Source organism: Neorhizobium sp. R1-B, assembly GCF_004368875.1.
Lineage (GTDB): Bacteria > Pseudomonadota > Alphaproteobacteria > Rhizobiales > Rhizobiaceae > Neorhizobium > Neorhizobium huautlense.
Genome location: NZ_SOEM01000020.1, coordinates 20,290 through 36,013, shown reverse-complemented (window position 1 = coordinate 36,013; position 15,724 = coordinate 20,290). Strand labels below are relative to the sequence as shown.

The 15,724-nt window shown below is 60.8% G+C and carries 16 protein-coding genes; 8 read left to right on the top strand and 8 right to left on the bottom strand.

Going from position 1 to position 15,724, the window contains the following annotated elements; genetic code table 11:
* Positions 1 to 156: 156 nt before the first annotated feature.
* Positions 157 to 819 (bottom strand): GntR family transcriptional regulator, encoded by a 663-nt coding sequence (locus EDE05_RS21480; protein WP_132408834.1) that lies wholly within the window; start codon positions 817 to 819, stop codon positions 157 to 159.
* 138 nt (positions 820 to 957) lie between these two features.
* Between EDE05_RS21480 and EDE05_RS21475 the strand changes: the two genes are divergently transcribed.
* Complete coding sequence (locus EDE05_RS21475; RefSeq protein WP_112801579.1) at positions 958 to 1,647, top strand: HAD family hydrolase; 690 nt, start codon at positions 958 to 960, stop codon at positions 1,645 to 1,647.
* 13 nt (positions 1,648 to 1,660) lie between these two features.
* On the opposite strand, the gene EDE05_RS21470 is transcribed toward EDE05_RS21475, so the two are convergent.
* Positions 1,661 to 2,230 carry a PilZ domain-containing protein gene (locus EDE05_RS21470; protein ID WP_112801577.1) on the bottom strand — a complete coding sequence of 190 codons (570 nt, stop codon included), beginning with the start codon at positions 2,228 to 2,230 and terminating at the stop codon, positions 1,661 to 1,663.
* Between the two features lie 127 nt (positions 2,231 to 2,357).
* On the opposite strand from EDE05_RS21470, the gene thrC reads away from it, so the two are divergent.
* Genes thrC through EDE05_RS21450 form a run of 4 tightly spaced genes read left to right on the top strand, consistent with a single transcriptional unit; the run spans position 2,358 to position 8,648 of the window.
* Positions 2,358 to 3,758, top strand: coding sequence for a threonine synthase (gene thrC, locus EDE05_RS21465; protein WP_207914805.1), 1,401 nt, complete (start codon positions 2,358 to 2,360; stop codon positions 3,756 to 3,758).
* A gap of 29 nt (positions 3,759 to 3,787) precedes the next feature.
* Positions 3,788 to 5,086 (top strand): pitrilysin family protein, encoded by a 1,299-nt coding sequence (locus EDE05_RS21460; RefSeq protein ID WP_132408830.1) that lies wholly within the window; start codon positions 3,788 to 3,790, stop codon positions 5,084 to 5,086.
* Between the two features lie 44 nt (positions 5,087 to 5,130).
* Positions 5,131 to 5,742 (top strand): GNAT family protein, encoded by a 612-nt coding sequence (locus EDE05_RS21455; RefSeq protein ID WP_112801573.1) that lies wholly within the window; start codon positions 5,131 to 5,133, stop codon positions 5,740 to 5,742.
* Positions 5,739 to 8,648, top strand: a complete 2,910-nt coding sequence (locus EDE05_RS21450; protein WP_112801571.1) for an EAL domain-containing protein — start codon at positions 5,739 to 5,741, stop codon at positions 8,646 to 8,648. Before EDE05_RS21455 ends, EDE05_RS21450 begins: the two co-directional genes overlap by 4 nt.
* A gap of 2 nt (positions 8,649 to 8,650) precedes the next feature.
* On the opposite strand, the gene EDE05_RS21445 is transcribed toward EDE05_RS21450, so the two are convergent.
* Positions 8,651 to 9,346 carry a helix-turn-helix domain-containing protein gene (locus EDE05_RS21445; RefSeq protein ID WP_205839355.1) on the bottom strand — a complete coding sequence of 232 codons (696 nt, stop codon included), beginning with the start codon at positions 9,344 to 9,346 and terminating at the stop codon, positions 8,651 to 8,653.
* Positions 9,347 to 9,549: 203 nt separating this feature from the next.
* Here EDE05_RS21445 and EDE05_RS21440 point away from each other — a divergent pair, with 203 nt between their 5' ends.
* Entirely contained in the window at positions 9,550 to 10,704 is a 1,155-nt protein-coding gene (locus tag EDE05_RS21440) for an acyl-CoA dehydrogenase family protein (protein ID WP_132408828.1), read from the top strand.
* Positions 10,705 to 10,736: 32 nt separating this feature from the next.
* Here the strand turns inward: EDE05_RS21440 and EDE05_RS21435 are convergent, their stop codons facing one another.
* The 3 genes from EDE05_RS21435 to EDE05_RS21425 form a co-directional block, all read right to left on the bottom strand.
* Positions 10,737 to 11,900: a putative zinc-binding metallopeptidase gene (locus EDE05_RS21435; protein ID WP_134102937.1), complete on the bottom strand. Its 1,164-nt coding sequence runs from the start codon at positions 11,898 to 11,900 to the stop codon at positions 10,737 to 10,739.
* Between the two features lie 91 nt (positions 11,901 to 11,991).
* Entirely contained in the window at positions 11,992 to 12,183 is a 192-nt protein-coding gene (locus tag EDE05_RS21430; protein WP_105373231.1) for a CsbD family protein, read from the bottom strand.
* 96 nt (positions 12,184 to 12,279) lie between these two features.
* Complete coding sequence (locus EDE05_RS21425) at positions 12,280 to 12,885, bottom strand: YqgE/AlgH family protein (RefSeq protein WP_112801710.1); 606 nt, start codon at positions 12,883 to 12,885, stop codon at positions 12,280 to 12,282.
* A gap of 162 nt (positions 12,886 to 13,047) precedes the next feature.
* Between EDE05_RS21425 and EDE05_RS21420 the strand changes: the two genes are divergently transcribed.
* Both EDE05_RS21420 and EDE05_RS21415 read left to right on the top strand, forming a co-directional pair.
* Positions 13,048 to 13,893, top strand: a complete 846-nt coding sequence (locus tag EDE05_RS21420) for a protein-disulfide reductase DsbD domain-containing protein (RefSeq protein ID WP_112801565.1) — start codon at positions 13,048 to 13,050, stop codon at positions 13,891 to 13,893.
* A 93-nt stretch (positions 13,894 to 13,986) separates the two neighbouring features.
* Entirely contained in the window at positions 13,987 to 14,472 is a 486-nt protein-coding gene (locus EDE05_RS21415) for a peroxiredoxin (RefSeq protein ID WP_112801563.1), read from the top strand.
* A 64-nt stretch (positions 14,473 to 14,536) separates the two neighbouring features.
* Here EDE05_RS21415 and EDE05_RS21410 read toward each other — a convergent pair whose 3' ends face one another.
* A complete protein-coding gene (locus EDE05_RS21410) occupies positions 14,537 to 14,845 on the bottom strand; it encodes a Dabb family protein (RefSeq protein WP_105373235.1) in 309 nt (102 codons plus the stop codon).
* A gap of 67 nt (positions 14,846 to 14,912) precedes the next feature.
* Positions 14,913 to 15,722: an endonuclease/exonuclease/phosphatase family protein gene (locus EDE05_RS21405; RefSeq protein WP_166675494.1), complete on the bottom strand. Its 810-nt coding sequence runs from the start codon at positions 15,720 to 15,722 to the stop codon at positions 14,913 to 14,915.
* Positions 15,723 to 15,724 lie beyond the last annotated feature (2 nt).

Genomic DNA, 15,724 nt, shown 5'->3' with positions numbered 1-15,724 from the left:
TCTCATCTATTTTATGAAAGGAATTGCCCGTCGAGACAAGTGCCTTACCGCCTCAACCGCCCTGGAAAGCGCGTTAGGGATGCACGCGATCTCGGATCAATCCGAAAAAAGCCTTATGAAACAGCCTGATAAAATTATCTATAATTTTTGAAAAACTCAGCCGACGATCGTGAAAGTCTCGCGGGAAGGCCCAGCGGGCTGCGGGCCGCGGCCGATCCATTGCACATGTTTCTGGAGAATGGCCGCTGCTTCCTCGCTCCTGCCCTGGCGAAGAGCGCTCAGGATCGCCCGATGGTCGTGATCGGTGCGCTTTTCCCAACCGGATTGCCAGGCGGAAAAAAGAAAACGTGCACTTGCTGCATGCAGGTCGTCGATCGACGCCAGCAGCCGTTTCATGCCGCAAGGCGTCAGAAGCAGCCGATGGAAGCGGCGGTTGGCCTCCTCCCAGGCGTGCACGTCGGCGGCGGCGTCGCCTTCACGGGCGGCTTCTTCCGCCTCATCGAGAATGGCGGGGGTAAGATGGCGGGCGGCATGCCGCAGCGCCAGAACCTCCAGCACGGCACGCATTTCCGCCACTTCACGAACTTCGGCAAGATCAAAGGAGGCAACGCGCACGCCGCGACGAGGTTCGCTGATTGCCAGCCCCTGCGCCTCGAGCCGACGAAAGGCCTCGCGAACCGGCACGTGGCTGGTCTGAAATTCCTCGGCGATATGGTCCTGGCGAAGACGCGCGCCCGGAGAGAGCTCACCGCGCACGATGCGATCGGCAAGCACCCGGCTGATGCGACTGGCTATCGTGTCTTCCGGCTCCTTGCCCATGATGCTTCCTTAGAGCGGTGTTTCGGGCTTGTCGAGAGCCGCCCGCCATGCTCGCTTCAGCCATGCAGCCTCGTCGGTTGAGCTTGGCGCGACTGTCGTATAAAAGGCCGGCCTCACCTCCGGTACAAGGCATCTATCATGAGCGGTTTCGACCTCATCATCTTCGACTGCGACGGCGTGCTCGTCGATTCCGAAATCATCGCGGCGCAGGTCGAGTCGCGACTTCTGACCGAGGCCGGCTATCCGATCAGCGTCGAGGAAATGGGCGAACGCTTTGCCGGCATGACCTGGAAGAACATATTGCTGGCGGTCGAGAAGGAAGCGAACATTCCGCTTTCCGCCTCGCTGCTCGATAAGTCGGAACAGTTGCTGGATGCCCGCCTCGCCCGCGACGTGAAGATCATCGACGGCGTGAAGTTCGCGCTTGCGCGCCTCGCCACGCAGCGCTGCATCTGTTCCAATTCCAGCAGCCATCGGCTCGACATGATGCTCGAAAAGGTAGGGCTCAAGCCCTATTTCGCTCCCCATATCTATTCCGCCAAGGATCTTGGGGCGGACCGGGTAAAGCCGAAGCCGGACATCTTCCTGCACGCCGCCGAACAGTTCAAGGTCTCACCGGACAAGGTGCTGGTGCTTGAAGATTCCGTTCACGGCATCCACGGCGCCAGGGCAGCCGGCATGCGCGTCGTCGGTTTTACGGGCGCCTCGCATACCTATCCGAGCCATGCCGACCGACTGACCGATGCCGGCGCCGAAACGGTGATTTCCCGGATGATGGACTTTCCGGCAGTCGTCGCGGCACTTGGCGAATGGGGCGGAGCGCTCTGAACAGTCGCTGCCGTCATCCCCGGCGGGCGGGCTTCTTCGCCGGGCCGGTATCGTAACCGAGACGCACGCGGGTGAAGCGGGATGCGCCGCCCTGGGCGTTCGGGATCTGCACATCCGGTTTGTTGAAGATGAACTGGGTGCCGCCGGCAGGCATTTCGACTGGGAAGGCGACCTTCTGCGAGTAGATGACGTTGTCGCCATCTACGACTTCAACCAGAATCGGCAACGTAACCTGACCCGGCTGCCCGGCGGGGCCTTGCACGACACGGCCCTGGGCCACGACATTGATGGTCAGGGTCGTTTCGTTGGCGGTGCACTGGCGCGTCGCATCGGCCAGCGAGGCCTGGTAGAGCAGCTTTTCGGGATTGTCCTGACCACCGCGAGCATAGACGCGATGGACGGCCGTCTGCTCGAGCATCACCACCTGTGGGCAATAGGCCTGCACAACGGGAGTTGCGGGCTGCTGGGCGGACGCAGCCTCGGCGGTCGGCGATAGTCCCTCGGCGGTCGAGGATGAATTGCAGCTTGCCAGAGCTGCCACGAGCGATACTGCCAGAACACTACGCGAAATCTTGCCTAACACCGTACTCAACCTCTTCCATCCCGATTGCTGGGTCATGTCTTCACGAGAACCGGAACGTCATTTTCCGGCCTTTCACCACCCATTTTCCTGGTCTATATCAGCGGCGCGAATAAAAATCGATTGGGGATTGAACGTCGTGGACTACATTTCTACCCGGGGCGAAGCCCCGTCCCTTAAGTTCCGGGACGCCATGCTGGCAGGTCTTGCGCGCGACGGCGGTCTCTACGTGCCGCGCGAATGGCCCACCCTGACGAAAAAGGACATCCGTGCGCTGCGCGGCAAGCGCTACCAGGATGTCGCCTTCGAAGTGCTGAAGCATTTCGTCGAGGACGAAATTCCCGCCGACAAGTTCAAGGCCATGATCGAGGAAGCCTATGCGACCTTCCGGCATCCGGCGGTTGTGCCGCTGGTGCAGACCGGGCCCAACGACTTCGTACTCGAACTTTTCCACGGCACCACGCTCGCCTTCAAGGACGTGGCGATGCAGTTGCTGGCGCGACTGATGGATTATGCGCTGGCAGAGCGCGGCGAACGGGCCACCATCGTCGGGGCGACCTCGGGCGATACGGGGGGCGCGGCGATCGATGCCTTTGCCGGTCGCGAGCGGACTGACATCTTCATTCTTTTTCCACATGGCAAGGTCTCGCCGGTGCAGCAGCGGCAGATGACGACGTCCAATGCGGCGAATGTGCACGCGCTGGCGGTCAGGGGAAATTTCGACGACTGCCAGAACCTCGTAAAGGAGATGTTCAACGACGCGGCCTTCCGCGACCGGCTGAAGCTTTCCGGCGTCAACTCGATCAACTGGGCCCGCATTATGGCGCAGGTCGTCTATTACTTCACGGCCGCACTGTCGCTCGGCGCACCGGACCGCAAGGTTTCCTTCACCGTGCCGACCGGAAATTTCGGCGACATTTTTGCGGGTTACGTCGCAAAGAAGATGGGCCTGCCGATCGACCGGCTGGTGATTGCCACCAATGACAACGACATCCTGGCCCGCACCTTGAAAAGTGGCCGCTACGAGATGCGCGGCGTCAAGGCCACGACTTCGCCTTCCATGGACATCCAGATTTCCTCGAATTTCGAACGGTTACTGTTCGAATCCTATAATCGCGATCCGGCATCCGTTCGCTCGGCCATGGCCGGGCTGAAGCAGTCCGGTGCTTTCGAGGTCCAGCCGGACGCGCTGAAAGCCATCCGCCGCGAATTCCGCGCCGGGCGCGCCACCGAAAAGCAGGTTGCGGCCACCATTCGCGAGACGCTCAGCGCCACTGGCTATCTCATCGATCCGCATACGGCGACCGGCGTTTTCGTCGCTCAAAAGAATTTGAGAGCCACAAGTCCCATGGTCACGCTCGCCACCGCGCATCCGGCCAAATTCCCGGCCGCGGTAAAATCCGCTTGCGGAATTGATCCGGCGCTTCCATCATGGCTTGCTGATCTTATGCAAAGGGAGGAGCGCTTCGATATCTTGGAGCCTGAGCTTAAGGCCGTCGAAACCTTCATCGGCCAGCATGCCCGCGCTTGAAGTTCTCGGCGGCGCCGGAAAGACGTAACATGAATGTAGAAATCACCCGGCTTTCTTCCGGGTTGACAGTCGTCACCGAGACCATGCCTCACCTGGAGAGCGTTGCCCTCGGCGTCTGGATCAAGTCCGGGTCGCGTAACGAGACCCAAGACGAACATGGGATTGCTCACCTCCTCGAGCATATGGCCTTCAAGGGCACCAAGCGGCGCAGCGCCCGCGACATCGCCGAGGAAATCGAAAATGTCGGCGGTGAACTGAATGCCGCTACCTCGACGGAAACCACGTCCTATTATGCCCGCGTCCTCAAGGATCACGTACCGCTCGCCGTGGATATCCTGGCCGACATCCTGACGGAGTCGGAATTCGACGAAGAGGAACTCAGGCGCGAAAAACACGTCATCCTGCAGGAAATCGGCGCCGCGAACGACACGCCCGACGACGTGATCTTCGACCGCTTTTCGGAAATCGCCTTCAAGGGCCAGACGATCGGTCGACCGATCCTCGGGACGCCGGAAACCGTCAACGGCTTCACGCCCGGCCAGATCCGCAACTACCTGTCGCGCAATTACACCACCGACCGGATGTTCGTGGTGGCGGCCGGCGCCGTCGACCATGCCTCCTTCTGCCGCCAGGTGGAAGAGCGTTTTGCCACACTGCCGCTGATGCCGAGCGCGCCGCCGGTCCTGGAAACCGCCCGTTACCTCGGCGGCGACGTTCGCGAAGAGCGCGACCTGATGGACGCACAGGTCCTGATCGGCTTCGAAGGCAAAGCCTATCACATGCGTGATTTCTACTGTTCGCAGATCCTTGCGAATATCCTGGGCGGCGGCATGTCGTCGCGCCTGTTCCAGGAAGTGCGCGAGCACCGTGGGCTCTGCTATTCGGTCTATGCCTTCCATTGGGGCTTCTCCGATACCGGCATCTTCGGCATTCATGCGGCGACCGGCGGGGACGACCTGCCGAAGCTGATGCCGGTGGTGATCGACGAACTGCACAAGGCATCGGAAACCATTCACCAGCAGGAAATCGACCGCGCGCGCGCGCAGATCCGTGCGCAGCTTCTCATGGGCCAGGAAAGCCCTGCGGCGCGTGCCGGCCAGATCGCCCGGCAGATGATGCTTTACGGCCGGCCGATCCCCAATAACGAAATGATGGAGCGTCTCGAGGGCATCACCACCGAACGCCTTACCGACCTTGCCGGAAGGCTGTTTTTCGATACAGTTCCGACATTGTCCGCCGTCGGTCCGATCGAACAGCTCGCGCCGATGGCCGACATTTCAGCGGCGCTTTCCTCGCCGAACGTTGAGACCAAGAAGGCCGCCGGTTAGGTCGAAGACCCGCACCCGGCTGCCCTGCGCGGAGCAGCAACAGCATGGCGAAGTCGGTGTTTCGGTTCCTGTCAAAACAGCCGGACACCCCTGAGCTATACGGAGAGAAACACTTCCTCCGGCTGCCGCGGTTTTCCGACTACAAGCAGTGGTATGCGCTGCGCTCGGAAAGCCGGGCTTTCCTACAGCCGTGGGAGCCGATCTGGCGGCCTGACGAACTCACCGAGAGTTCGTTCCGGGCGCGTGTCGTCCGCAGCGGCCAGGAATATGGCTCGGGCCTCGCCGTGCCGCTCCTCCTCTTCCGCCGGCAGGACAATGTCCTGCTCGGCGGTCTCACTATCGGCTATATCCGCAGGGGTGCCGCGCAGAGCTGCATGATCGGCTATTGGATGGGGGAAAGACACGCCGGCCAAGGCCATATGTTGGCCGCATTGAAGGTGGCTATCCCGTATGTCTATGGCGGACTTCAGTTGCACCGGATTGAAGCAGCCTGTATTCCGGAAAACTGGAAAAGCGTCCGGCTTCTCGAAAAAGCCGGCTTCGAGCGGGAAGGTCTTTTGAGGAAATATCTCAAAATCAACGGCGAGTGGCGCGACCACCTGATGTTCTCCCGGCTACCCGAAGACGGCGATTTCGGGAAGACGCCGAAGCCATGAGAGTGCCTGTGTTGCGTTTTGCGTCGTTGATCCGCTGGGTGCCAGCGCTGATACTTTCCCTTGCCGTCGCCATCCTGGCTGCCGCTCCCTCGGCAAGCGCCGCCGAACCGGTGAAGATTTCCCGTGACGACACCGCACTCGATCTCACCAAGACGACCGATATCTATACAAACCAGGGTGAAGCGTTTCAGGTCTCGACCGCAGCCGGTGCCGACGGCATCCGCCGCCGCATCGAAGTGCGGGCGAGTTCGCCGCGTCATCAGGGGGACTGGGCAGTCTTCGCACTTGCCAACGTTTCGGAAGAACAGCTCGAACGGGTCATCGTCGCGCCGCATTTCCGGCTGGCGAATTCCAAGATGTTCTGGCCGGATCTCGGTTCGCAGCGCATCATCTCGATTACACCGTCGGAAGGCTTCGCGCTCGACCGGGTGCCGAGCCCCGATGCGGACGTTTTCCGCATCACGCTCAATCCGGGAGCGACGATCACCTTCGTGGCAGAACTTGCAACGCCGCAGCTTCCGCAAATCTATCTCTGGCAGCCGGACGCATACAAAGACACGGTGAACTCCTTCACCCTCTATCGCGGAATCGTGCTCGGCATCGCCGGCCTGCTTGCCGTGTTTCTGACGATCCTGTTCGTGGTCAAGGGCACGTCCATGCTGCCTGCAGCGGCCGCCCTTGCCTGGGCAGTCCTCGCCTATATCTGCGTGGATTTCGGCTTCCTCGACAAGCTCATCACCATCACCTCCAGCGACCAGAGGATCTGGAGGGCGGCGGCGGAAGTGGCGCTTGCCTCCTCGCTCGTCATCTTTCTCTTCACCTATCTCAACTTGAACCGCTGGCACGTCCATCTTGGTTACGCGACGCTTGCCTGGGTTGTCGGCCTCGTGCTTCTCGGCGGCGTAGCGATCTACGACCCTTCGGTTGCCGCAGGGATTGCCCGCATCTCCTTCGCCCTGACCGGCACGGTCGGCATCCTGCTGATCATCTATCTCGGCTTCAATCGGTATGACCGGGCCATCCTGCTGGTTCCGACCTGGGCGCTGATCCTCGTATGGCTATTCGGGGGATGGCTGACGGTGACGGGCAAGCTCGACAACGACATCATCCAGCCGGCGCTTGGCGGCGGTCTCGTCCTGATCGTGCTTCTCATCGGCTTCACCGTCATGCAGCACGCCTTTGCCGGCGGCGCCTACCAGCAAGGCCTGTTTTCCGATCTCGAGCGGCAATCTCTGGCGCTGACGGGCAGCGGCGACACCGTCTGGGATTGGGATGTGGCCCGCGACCGCGTCGTCACCACGCCCGATATTTCCGCCCGCCTCGGCCTCGATCCCGGCACAATGCATGGCCCGGTTCGCAACTGGGTGCCGCGGCTGCATCCCGATGATCGCGACCGTTTCCGCGCCACGCTCGACGTGCTTTTAGAACATCGCCGCGGCCGCCTGCATCACGAATTCCGCATCCGGGCGGAGGACGGGCATTTCCACTGGCTGCAGATTCGCGCCCGGCCGGTGCTCGGCTCCAACGGCGAAATCATTCGTTGCGTGGGCACGATCATTGACGTCACGGAGCAAAAAAATTCCGTCGAGCGCCTGCTGCAGGATGCGCTCCACGACAATTTGACCGGCTTGCCGAACCGCCAGCTCTTTCTCGACCGCCTGCAAGCGGTTCTGACACTCGCCCCGAGCGGCGACATGGTACGCCCGACGGTCATGACGATCGATATCGACCGCTATAAGCAGGTCAATGACAGTCTCGGCATCGCGGCGGGCGACAACATCCTGATCGCGCTGACCAGGCGGCTTCGCCGTCTGCTGAAACCGCAGGACACGCTGGCACGTATCGCCGGCGACCAATTCGGCCTGATCCTGGTGTCTGAACGCGATCCCGCCAAAGTTGCCGATTTTGCGGATGCGGTATCCAAGGCGATCATGGTGCCGATCAACTTCGCCAACCGCGAAATCATCCTTACCGCTTCGATCGGGCTCGCCTCCTGGGTGGACCAGCAGGAAAGTGCAGCCGGCCTGCTGGCCGACGCGGAACTCGCAATGTACCGGGCAAAGCGCGCAGGCGGAAACCGTGTCGAGCCCTTCCGACCGGCGTTTCGCGCCTCCGGTACGGACAAGCTGCAGATCGAAACCGACCTGCGTCGCGCCATCGAGCGCAAGGAACTCTCGCTTGCCTACCAGCCGATCATCCGGCTGAAGGATGGGGAAATTGCCGGCTTCGAGGCGCTGATGCGCTGGGACCATCCCAAGCGCGGCAGCATTCCGCCATCGGAATTCATCCCGATCGCCGAGATGTCGGACCTGATCGGCCCGCTCGGCTTGTTCGCCCTGGACCGCGCCGGCACCGACCTGATGAAATGGCAGAACCAGACGGGTGAACTGCCGATCTTCGTCTCGGTGAACCTTTCCAGCGCTCAGCTCCTCAACGCCGACCTCTACAACGACGTACGGGCCTTGCTGCAGAAGACCCAGGTCAGCCCGCATCAGCTCAAGCTGGAGCTCACCGAGTCGCTGATGATGGAAAATCCCGAGCAGGCACGCCTCGTGCTCGCCAAGCTCAAGGAAACGGGTATGGGCCTGGCGCTGGACGATTTCGGCACCGGGTATTCTTCACTGGCCTACCTGACGAAGTTTCCGTTCGACACGATCAAGCTCGACAAGGCACTCGTCAAGGATGCCACGGATAAACGCGCCATTCTTCTACGCTCCGTCATTGCCATGGCCCGTGCGCTCGAGATGGCGGTGGTCGCGGAAGGCATAGAGACCGACGAGGACGCCGCCGAACTTGCCAAGATGGGTTGCCATTTCGGCCAGAGCTATCTGTTCGGCCCGCCGGCCGCTGCGGATGTGGTGCTGAAGTTGCTCAAGGAACGCTTTCCGCTGACCAAGCGGGCGTGACGTCACGCCGCCTGCCCGGTCTTCTGACGCTCACGGGCAAAGGGGCTTAGTCCGAGCCATTGTTGCATCGAGCTCGCCATCTCGGGACTACCGTCAAGCTCCAGCCGGCCGGACCTCACCTCCGCTCGCACGGTCGCGATGCCCATCCAGATCGCTGTCATGATACGCAAAGCGCAGGTCACGTAGAGATCGACCTCAAAGCCCGGATCGGTCGAACAGACGTCCACATCGCGCCCGTCGATGACAAGCCAGTATCGCTGCCGCGCCGGCGGTTGATCGGGAAAAAGAAACTGCACCGTACAGCGGCTGGGAGGCAGCGGTTCCGGATCAAGATGGCGGCGCATATCCCACATCAGCAGCGACGGATCGAGTTTTTCGAGGGCATGCTGGGTTTCCACCCAATGCTGCCCCCAAAAGCCGAGCGTCATCACGACGTCGCGAAGCTCCTCGCCGGCCGGCGTCAGATGGTATTCAATGACACCGTCTGCTGCCTTGCGTGTCTCGATGACACCCGCCTTTGCAAGCTCCTTTAGCCGTTTTGAAAGCAAGGTGGGCGACATGCGCGGCACTCCGCGCCTGAGGTCGTTGAATCTGTGGCTGCCACAGAGCAGTTCCCGCAGTATCAGCGGTGTCCAACGCGTGCAGAAGACTTCGGCGGCCATGGCGACGGGACAGAACTGGCCGTAACTCGCGGTCATTTCCGGCATAGGCAACCCCTGCGTGATTGAACTACCCAGAATAGGACCATCGCCCATAAGCGCCAAGTACACTTTTTGTACTAGTCCTTCTCCGCTTATCCATGAGACTTCCGGCGCGCCATGCGCGGTACACTTCCTGTACTTGCGGCTTTTCGGTCCCGGGCAAACACTCCCTGCATTCTCAACAGGAGGAGGATTGCAACATGACGACAGCAACCGGAACCTTGCCGTTCAGCAAAGTTCATCCCGAGCTCGCCGGCATTGCCCGCTCACTCGGATCAGTCTTCGCCGGGCGTGCAGCCGCGGCCGACGAAGGCGACACCTTCGTTGCGGACAATTACCGCGACCTACGCCATTCCGGCCTGGTGGAGGCCGGCGTGCCAGCGGACCTCGGTGGCGGGGGCGCGGACATTGCGGAACTTTGTGCCATGATCAAGGAACTCGCCCACCATTGCGGTTCCACCGCGCTTGCCTTTTCCATGCACACCCATCAGGTGGCGATCCCCGCCTGGCGATGGACGCACCAGAAGGCACAGCCTGTCGTACCGCTCTTGAAACGCGTCGCAGCGGAACGGATCATTCTGCTTTCGAGCGGGGGATCGGACTGGATCCGCGGATCCGGCAAGGCTGAAAAAGTGGACGGCGGCTATCGTATCACCGCACGCAAGATCTTTACCTCAGGCTCGCCCATCGGCGACCTCCTGATGACAGGTGCCGTTGTGGACGAACCCGACGGACCGAAAGTGATCCATTTCGGCCTGCCGATGAAATCCCCGCATGTCAAAGTGCTCGACACCTGGAAAACGATGGGCATGCGCGGCACAGGCTCCCATGACGTGATGGTTGACGGCCATGTGGTGCCGGAGGAGGCGGTCGCCCTGAAACGTAATCAAGGCGAATGGCATATGCTCTTCCATATCATCTCCATGATCGCCTTCCCGCTGATATATTCGGCCTATCTCGGCGTTGCCGAAAGCGCCCGGAATATCGCCATAGACCTGGCAAAGAAACGCGAGCCGGACGCGCATGTGATCAGCCTCGCCGGGCAGATGGAGACGGAGCTGCGCGCCGCTCAGTATGCGCTTGGCAGCATGATCGCGACAGCGGAACGGGGCGATCCCTCGCCGGCGACGACGAACGAGATCATGATCGGCCGCTCGCTGGTTGCCCGCCACGCCATCGCCGCGACCGAGCTTGCTATGGAGACAGCGGGCGGAGCCGCCTTTTATCGCGACAACGGTCTGGAACGGCGGTTCCGCGATGTCCAAGGCGCCCGTTATCATCCGATGAGGGTGGGAGCACAGCAGGAGTTTTCCGGTCGCACCGCCCTCGGTCTCGACATTTCGACGACGTTCTGATCGGAGGGCTGGCTTGCTTCACGAGGCACTATTCAGGAAGCAAGCCCCGCCGGAGGAGCGGGCGCAATGCGCCCGTCCCGACCTTGAATGGAGGCAGTGCCAAGCTCCACTTCAGACGGCTGCTTGAGATCGATTTGGGTATTCTGGTGAACGAGCTGATGGATGAATTCGAGCTTCGTCACCACCGATGGAGTAAGGATAAATGGATAAAGATCCGGCACGCCCATCGACCGGTGGATGCCGTTGATCGCGAGGCTCAGAGGCACCCAGGCGGCTACAAGCTGCTCGGAACTTTCGGCCTTGTACGGATTGAATGCCACTTCCGCCGCCAGTTCCTGATGCCGCCGCGGCTCGATTGAGATCCCATAAGCCCTTGCCGTCTCCAGCGTATCGACAATGTGAAGATAGTGGGCAAAGGTCTCGGCAAAATCTTCCCAAGGATGACTGCTCGCATAGGTGCTGATGAACTTCTCCTGCCAATCAGGCGGCGGCCCCTCTTCATAGTTGCGCTTAAGCGCCTCCCCGTAATCCGCCGTCTCGTCACCAAAAACTTCCCGAAACTCGGCTAGCCTAGCGCCGTCGCGCACGAGTTTGTCCCACATATAATGACCGATCTCATGGCGAAAATGGCCAAGTAGGGTCCGATACGGCTCATTCATCGAGACCCGCACCTGTTCCCGGGTGACATCGTCTGCCTCGGCGGCGCGAATGGCGATCAAGCCGTCCTCATGACCGGTCATCGCTGGTACGATCGTGCCATCCTCCCTCACCTCGTCCACGAGAAAGTCGAAGACGAGACCGTTCTCAGGGTCCTCTTGGCGTGTGGTACGCGGCAGGTTCCAGCGCATCAGCGAATAGAAGAGATGCCTTTGCGCCTGACTGATCCGGCGCCACTGATTGAGTCCGACCTCTGTGGATGCATCGGGAACGAGCCGGTTGTGCCGGCAGGCCGGGCAAAAGGGGTGCACCTCCTCCGCCGCCACCGTCCAATTGCAGACATCGAGGGCTGTGTTGGCACAGAGCCTAACCTTGCGTTCGGGTCTGGCGACCAGATGCCAAGTTCCGTCCTCATCTTCGGCAAGCGCATGCATCGCCAGCATTTCCGGCACAAAGGCAAGCCTGTGGCCGCAGTTGACGCAGGAGCGGTTGTCGAAATGGATCGGCTGGCCGCAATGGTCGCAGTCGTAGAGGCGCATGGGAGATACCGTGGAAAAGCAGGATTAATAGAGAAAACCTGCTCCGACCCAAGCCGGAACAGGTTCGAATACGCTTGCTGGCGCAATTCGTTTACATGCGGTCGACCACGTTCTTCGCGGCGTCCTTGAGATGGCCCTTGGCCTGTTGGGCATCGCCCTTAGCCTCCTGAGCAGATCCCTTAGCCCGCATTTCATCGTCGTCGGTCATGTCGCCGGCTGCCTGCTTAACCTTGCCAGCCATTTCATTGGCCTTGCCGGCCATTTTGTCACTGGTGCTGCCCATGGATCTTTCTCCTTGTTCGTTTGACGCGTCCAGCGTCTTGCAACAGGAGAACGCCGCGTCAGTGAGCTTCGTTCCGGGGCAGATCCAGATTTCCCGTCAGGCGTGGCCGGCTTCGCTGGACAGCATTTCCGGACTGACCCCCATCGATGCCAGTGCCCGCTCGTATTTTCCATCAAGCGCTCGGTCGAAGATCAGGTCGTCGTCGGCTGGACAATTAAGCCATCCGTTGTTGGAGATTTCCAACTCCAACTGACCGGCTCCCCAACCCGCGTAACCGAGCAGCATGGTAGCTCGCGCCGGTCCGCGACCCTTGCAGATCGCGCGAATGATATCCAGCGTGGCGGTAAGCGATATCTCGTCGCTGACGGGGATCGAGGACTCGCTGACAAAATCATCCGTATGGAGGACGAAGCCGCGGCCCGTTTCGACCGGCCCGCCGGACAGAATGGGAAAATCGCGGGTATCGCTCGGCAACATGATCGCTTCAGTCTGGTCCAGAAGTTTCAGGTGAAGCAGAACGTCGGTGAATGAAATCGGCTGCGGCCGGTTGATGATGAAGCCCATCGCGCCGGCCGGCGAATGGGCGCAGACATAAACAACGGCTCGGGCAAAATTGCCGTCTTTCATGCCAGGCATGGCGATCAGGAACTGACCGTCCAGGAACCCCCGTTCGCTCTTGTCCCTCAGGGTCGAGAAAACCATCATGCCTCCAACCTGCCTGCCGGCCCGGCCTCCGGGCGAGTGAGGCTTCAATCCATCTTTTATCAAGATGGGGCAGTATATCCAATCAATCAACCGAAAATGATTGGCTTTTGGGGGTCTGTGACTGGTCCGGCTCCACGTAATCGATTAAATGCTTGCCGCATGAAGATAATTTCGCTCAGCCATTTTTCCGATCGCGCATCTGCCATACTCGCCGGTCTGTTTGCTGGCGCGGCGGTGGCCTTTGCTACCCCAAGTATCGCTGAGATAACGCCCTGGGCCATCAATGAAGGCGGCCGGATGCGGATCGTCGCCTTGCCGCCCGAGCCGGATGGCACTGTTCGTGGCGTTTTGCAGATCGAGCCCAAATCGGGCTGGATCACCTACTGGAAAGAACCGGGCGACGCGGGCATTCCGCCGCAGATGGTGTTATCCGAGACCGACGGCGTCAAGCTGAACCACATCTCCTTTCCGGTTCCGAAGCGGATCAACAATGGCAAGCTGCGCGACATCGGCTACGATCAATCGGTGGCGCTGCCCTTCGAACTCAAGGCAGACGCACCCCACAAGCCGCTGACTATCGGAGCTTCGGCTTTCGTCGGTCTCTGCCGCAATATCTGCATTCCTTTCCAAGCGGAATTTTCGCTGGCGCTTGCGCCGACCAAGGGAACGCCGGTCGAGGAAGCGATGATCCTCAATGCGGCAGCCTCGAAGCTGCCGGAAGCTCCCTCGAACGATTTCGCGGTTACCCAATATGTGATGACCCGCGACAGGCTGAGCCTCAAACTGAAGCTACCCGCCGGAACAACCGAACCGCAGGTAATCGTTACCGGTCCCCAGGGGCATGTACTTTTTGAGAGCGTGAACGGGCGGCGGGACGAGGACAGCTATCAACTCGACATGCCGATCGGCAAGCTGCCAAAGGGCTATGACATCAAGGGCAAGCGCTGGGGCATCCTCGTGATTGCCGGCAGCCGAGCCATGGAAACCTCCCTTGCCTTCGAGTAGACCAGCTCCTCACTTGTCTTGTGTCAAGTCGCCATTATAGTGCGCGGCAAATGGCGGGCTGAGGCAGCCCGATCCCAACCGAGGAGAGCTCCCATGACCATTACCGTCGGCGATAAGCTGCCAGAAGCGACCTTCAAGGAAAAGACCGCGGACGGTGCAGTGGAAATCACCACCCAGCAGCTTTTCAAAGGCAAGAAGGTCGTCCTGTTTGCCGTCCCCGGCGCCTTCACGCCCACCTGCTCGCTGAACCATCTCCCAGGGTATATCGAGAACCGCGATGCGATCCTTTCCAAGGGCGTGGATGACATTGCCGTCGTTGCAGTCAACGACTGGCATGTGATGGGCGCGTGGGCGCAGCAGTCCGGCGGCATGGGCAAGATCCACTTTCTTGCCGACTGGGATGGCGCGTTCACCAAATCGCTGGGACTGGAAGCCGACCTCTCAGCGGGAGGTCTCGGCGTGCGGTCCAAGCGCTATTCCATGCTTGTCGAAGATGGCGTGGTAAAGTCGCTCAACGTCGAGGAAACACCCGGCCAGGCGACGGTTTCCGGAGCCGCCGCAATGCTGGAGCAGCTCTGAACCCTTTGAATAGGCCAGCAAGCGGCGCCGCCCTTGTGGCGCCCCTTCTGCTTTGCCGGCGGGCTCACACGGCGAGATCGAAAACCATCAGGCCGGACAATCCACCGTCGGTAGATGCGACGATCCGCTCACCGACAGCCACGTGTTCCGGGTGGACGAGATAAGCATCCCGCGCCTCAGGGTTCTCGAAGGTTACGACGAAGCCATCGAGAAATCCGCCGTTCAGCCCTTCGGGCGAGACGTTGGGACCGTATTTCAAGTCGAGGATGCCGGGGATGACGTTCTTCAAGTCGGCAATTGCATCATAGATGGCCTGCTTCTCGGCATGCTGGAGCGCCGCCTTGAAGCGAAGGAATACGCAGTGCAGGATCATTGGCCGGCCCTCCCGGATTTTCTTGTTTGCGGCAGAATAGTGGCTAAGGCGGCAAGCGCAACGGGCCTCAGGCGATTTCCAGCAGAAGGGCGCGGTGATCCGATACTTCGGGGTCGGCGACCACGTCGAAATTTTCGACTTTCACATCCGGCGTCACCAGCAGATAGTCCGCGTAACGTCCTTCCTTCGGATACCAGGAGGTGCGCGTGTCGGTGAAGCCGCGCGTCGTGACGAGGTCGATGAGACCGAAGCTCCGGAGGATTGCGAAGGTCTCGCTGTCCGGCAGCAGGTTCAGGTCGCCGCAGAGGACGAGCGGTTCGCCGGGCTGCCAGACCTTTTCGATCAATGTGGCGAGAGCATCAGCTTGCGCCAATCGGGCCGGAGTATCTCCCTTGCCGGCGAGATCGCGAAGTCCATGCATCTGGACGATCGTCACCGCAGAACCCGCATCGTAGCGGAACATGCGGATGCCATGCGCATTGCGTGAGCGCGGATGAGGCCCCCAGCCATCGGCAGAGAATTGCGCATGCACGAAGCCGAGCCCTTGGCCGATGATCGGCAACGTGTCGCGGACGAAAGTGCCGAGACCGAATTCCGACGTCACCTCCCGCTCTCCTTCGAAAAGCGTGCCTCGCGCCACCGGCGCGAACATCTTCTCGTGACGAGGCAGGATCGCCTTCACATCCTCATAGAGGTTGGCGCGCTGCGGCAGTTCGAACGTGCCGTCGCGATAGATGAGCCAGTCGGATGCCGCATCCGGCGAACGGGTAACCTCCTGCAGGCAGAGTACGTCCGGATCGGCCTCCTGCAGATACCGCATCAAGGGCTCGTGTACCCGGCCACCCCAGGCATTGAGAGAAATCACCCTGAGCGACACCG

What these genes read in the sequence shown, in the direction of transcription:
- EDE05_RS21440 (WP_132408828.1), top strand. Translation starts at nt 9,550, where the DNA reads ATGACGACAGCAACCGGAACCTTGCCGTTCAGCAAAGTTCATCCCGAG.
- EDE05_RS21450 (WP_112801571.1), top strand. Translation starts at nt 5,739, where the DNA reads ATGAGAGTGCCTGTGTTGCGTTTTGCGTCGTTGATCCGCTGGGTGCCA.
- EDE05_RS21455 (WP_112801573.1), top strand. Translation starts at nt 5,131, where the DNA reads ATGGCGAAGTCGGTGTTTCGGTTCCTGTCAAAACAGCCGGACACCCCT.
- EDE05_RS21460 (WP_132408830.1), top strand. Translation starts at nt 3,788, where the DNA reads ATGAATGTAGAAATCACCCGGCTTTCTTCCGGGTTGACAGTCGTCACC.
- EDE05_RS21445 (WP_205839355.1), bottom strand. Translation starts at nt 9,346, where the DNA reads ATGACCGCGAGTTACGGCCAGTTCTGTCCCGTCGCCATGGCCGCCGAA.
- EDE05_RS21415 (WP_112801563.1), top strand. Translation starts at nt 13,987, where the DNA reads ATGACCATTACCGTCGGCGATAAGCTGCCAGAAGCGACCTTCAAGGAA.
- EDE05_RS21425 (WP_112801710.1), bottom strand. Translation starts at nt 12,885, where the DNA reads ATGGTTTTCTCGACCCTGAGGGACAAGAGCGAACGGGGGTTCCTGGAC.
- EDE05_RS21430 (WP_105373231.1), bottom strand. Translation starts at nt 12,183, where the DNA reads ATGGGCAGCACCAGTGACAAAATGGCCGGCAAGGCCAATGAAATGGCT.
- EDE05_RS21475 (WP_112801579.1), top strand. Translation starts at nt 958, where the DNA reads ATGAGCGGTTTCGACCTCATCATCTTCGACTGCGACGGCGTGCTCGTC.
- EDE05_RS21480 (WP_132408834.1), bottom strand. Translation starts at nt 819, where the DNA reads ATGGGCAAGGAGCCGGAAGACACGATAGCCAGTCGCATCAGCCGGGTG.
- EDE05_RS21420 (WP_112801565.1), top strand. Translation starts at nt 13,048, where the DNA reads ATGAAGATAATTTCGCTCAGCCATTTTTCCGATCGCGCATCTGCCATA.
- EDE05_RS21435 (WP_134102937.1), bottom strand. Translation starts at nt 11,900, where the DNA reads ATGCGCCTCTACGACTGCGACCATTGCGGCCAGCCGATCCATTTCGAC.
- EDE05_RS21410 (WP_105373235.1), bottom strand. Translation starts at nt 14,845, where the DNA reads ATGATCCTGCACTGCGTATTCCTTCGCTTCAAGGCGGCGCTCCAGCAT.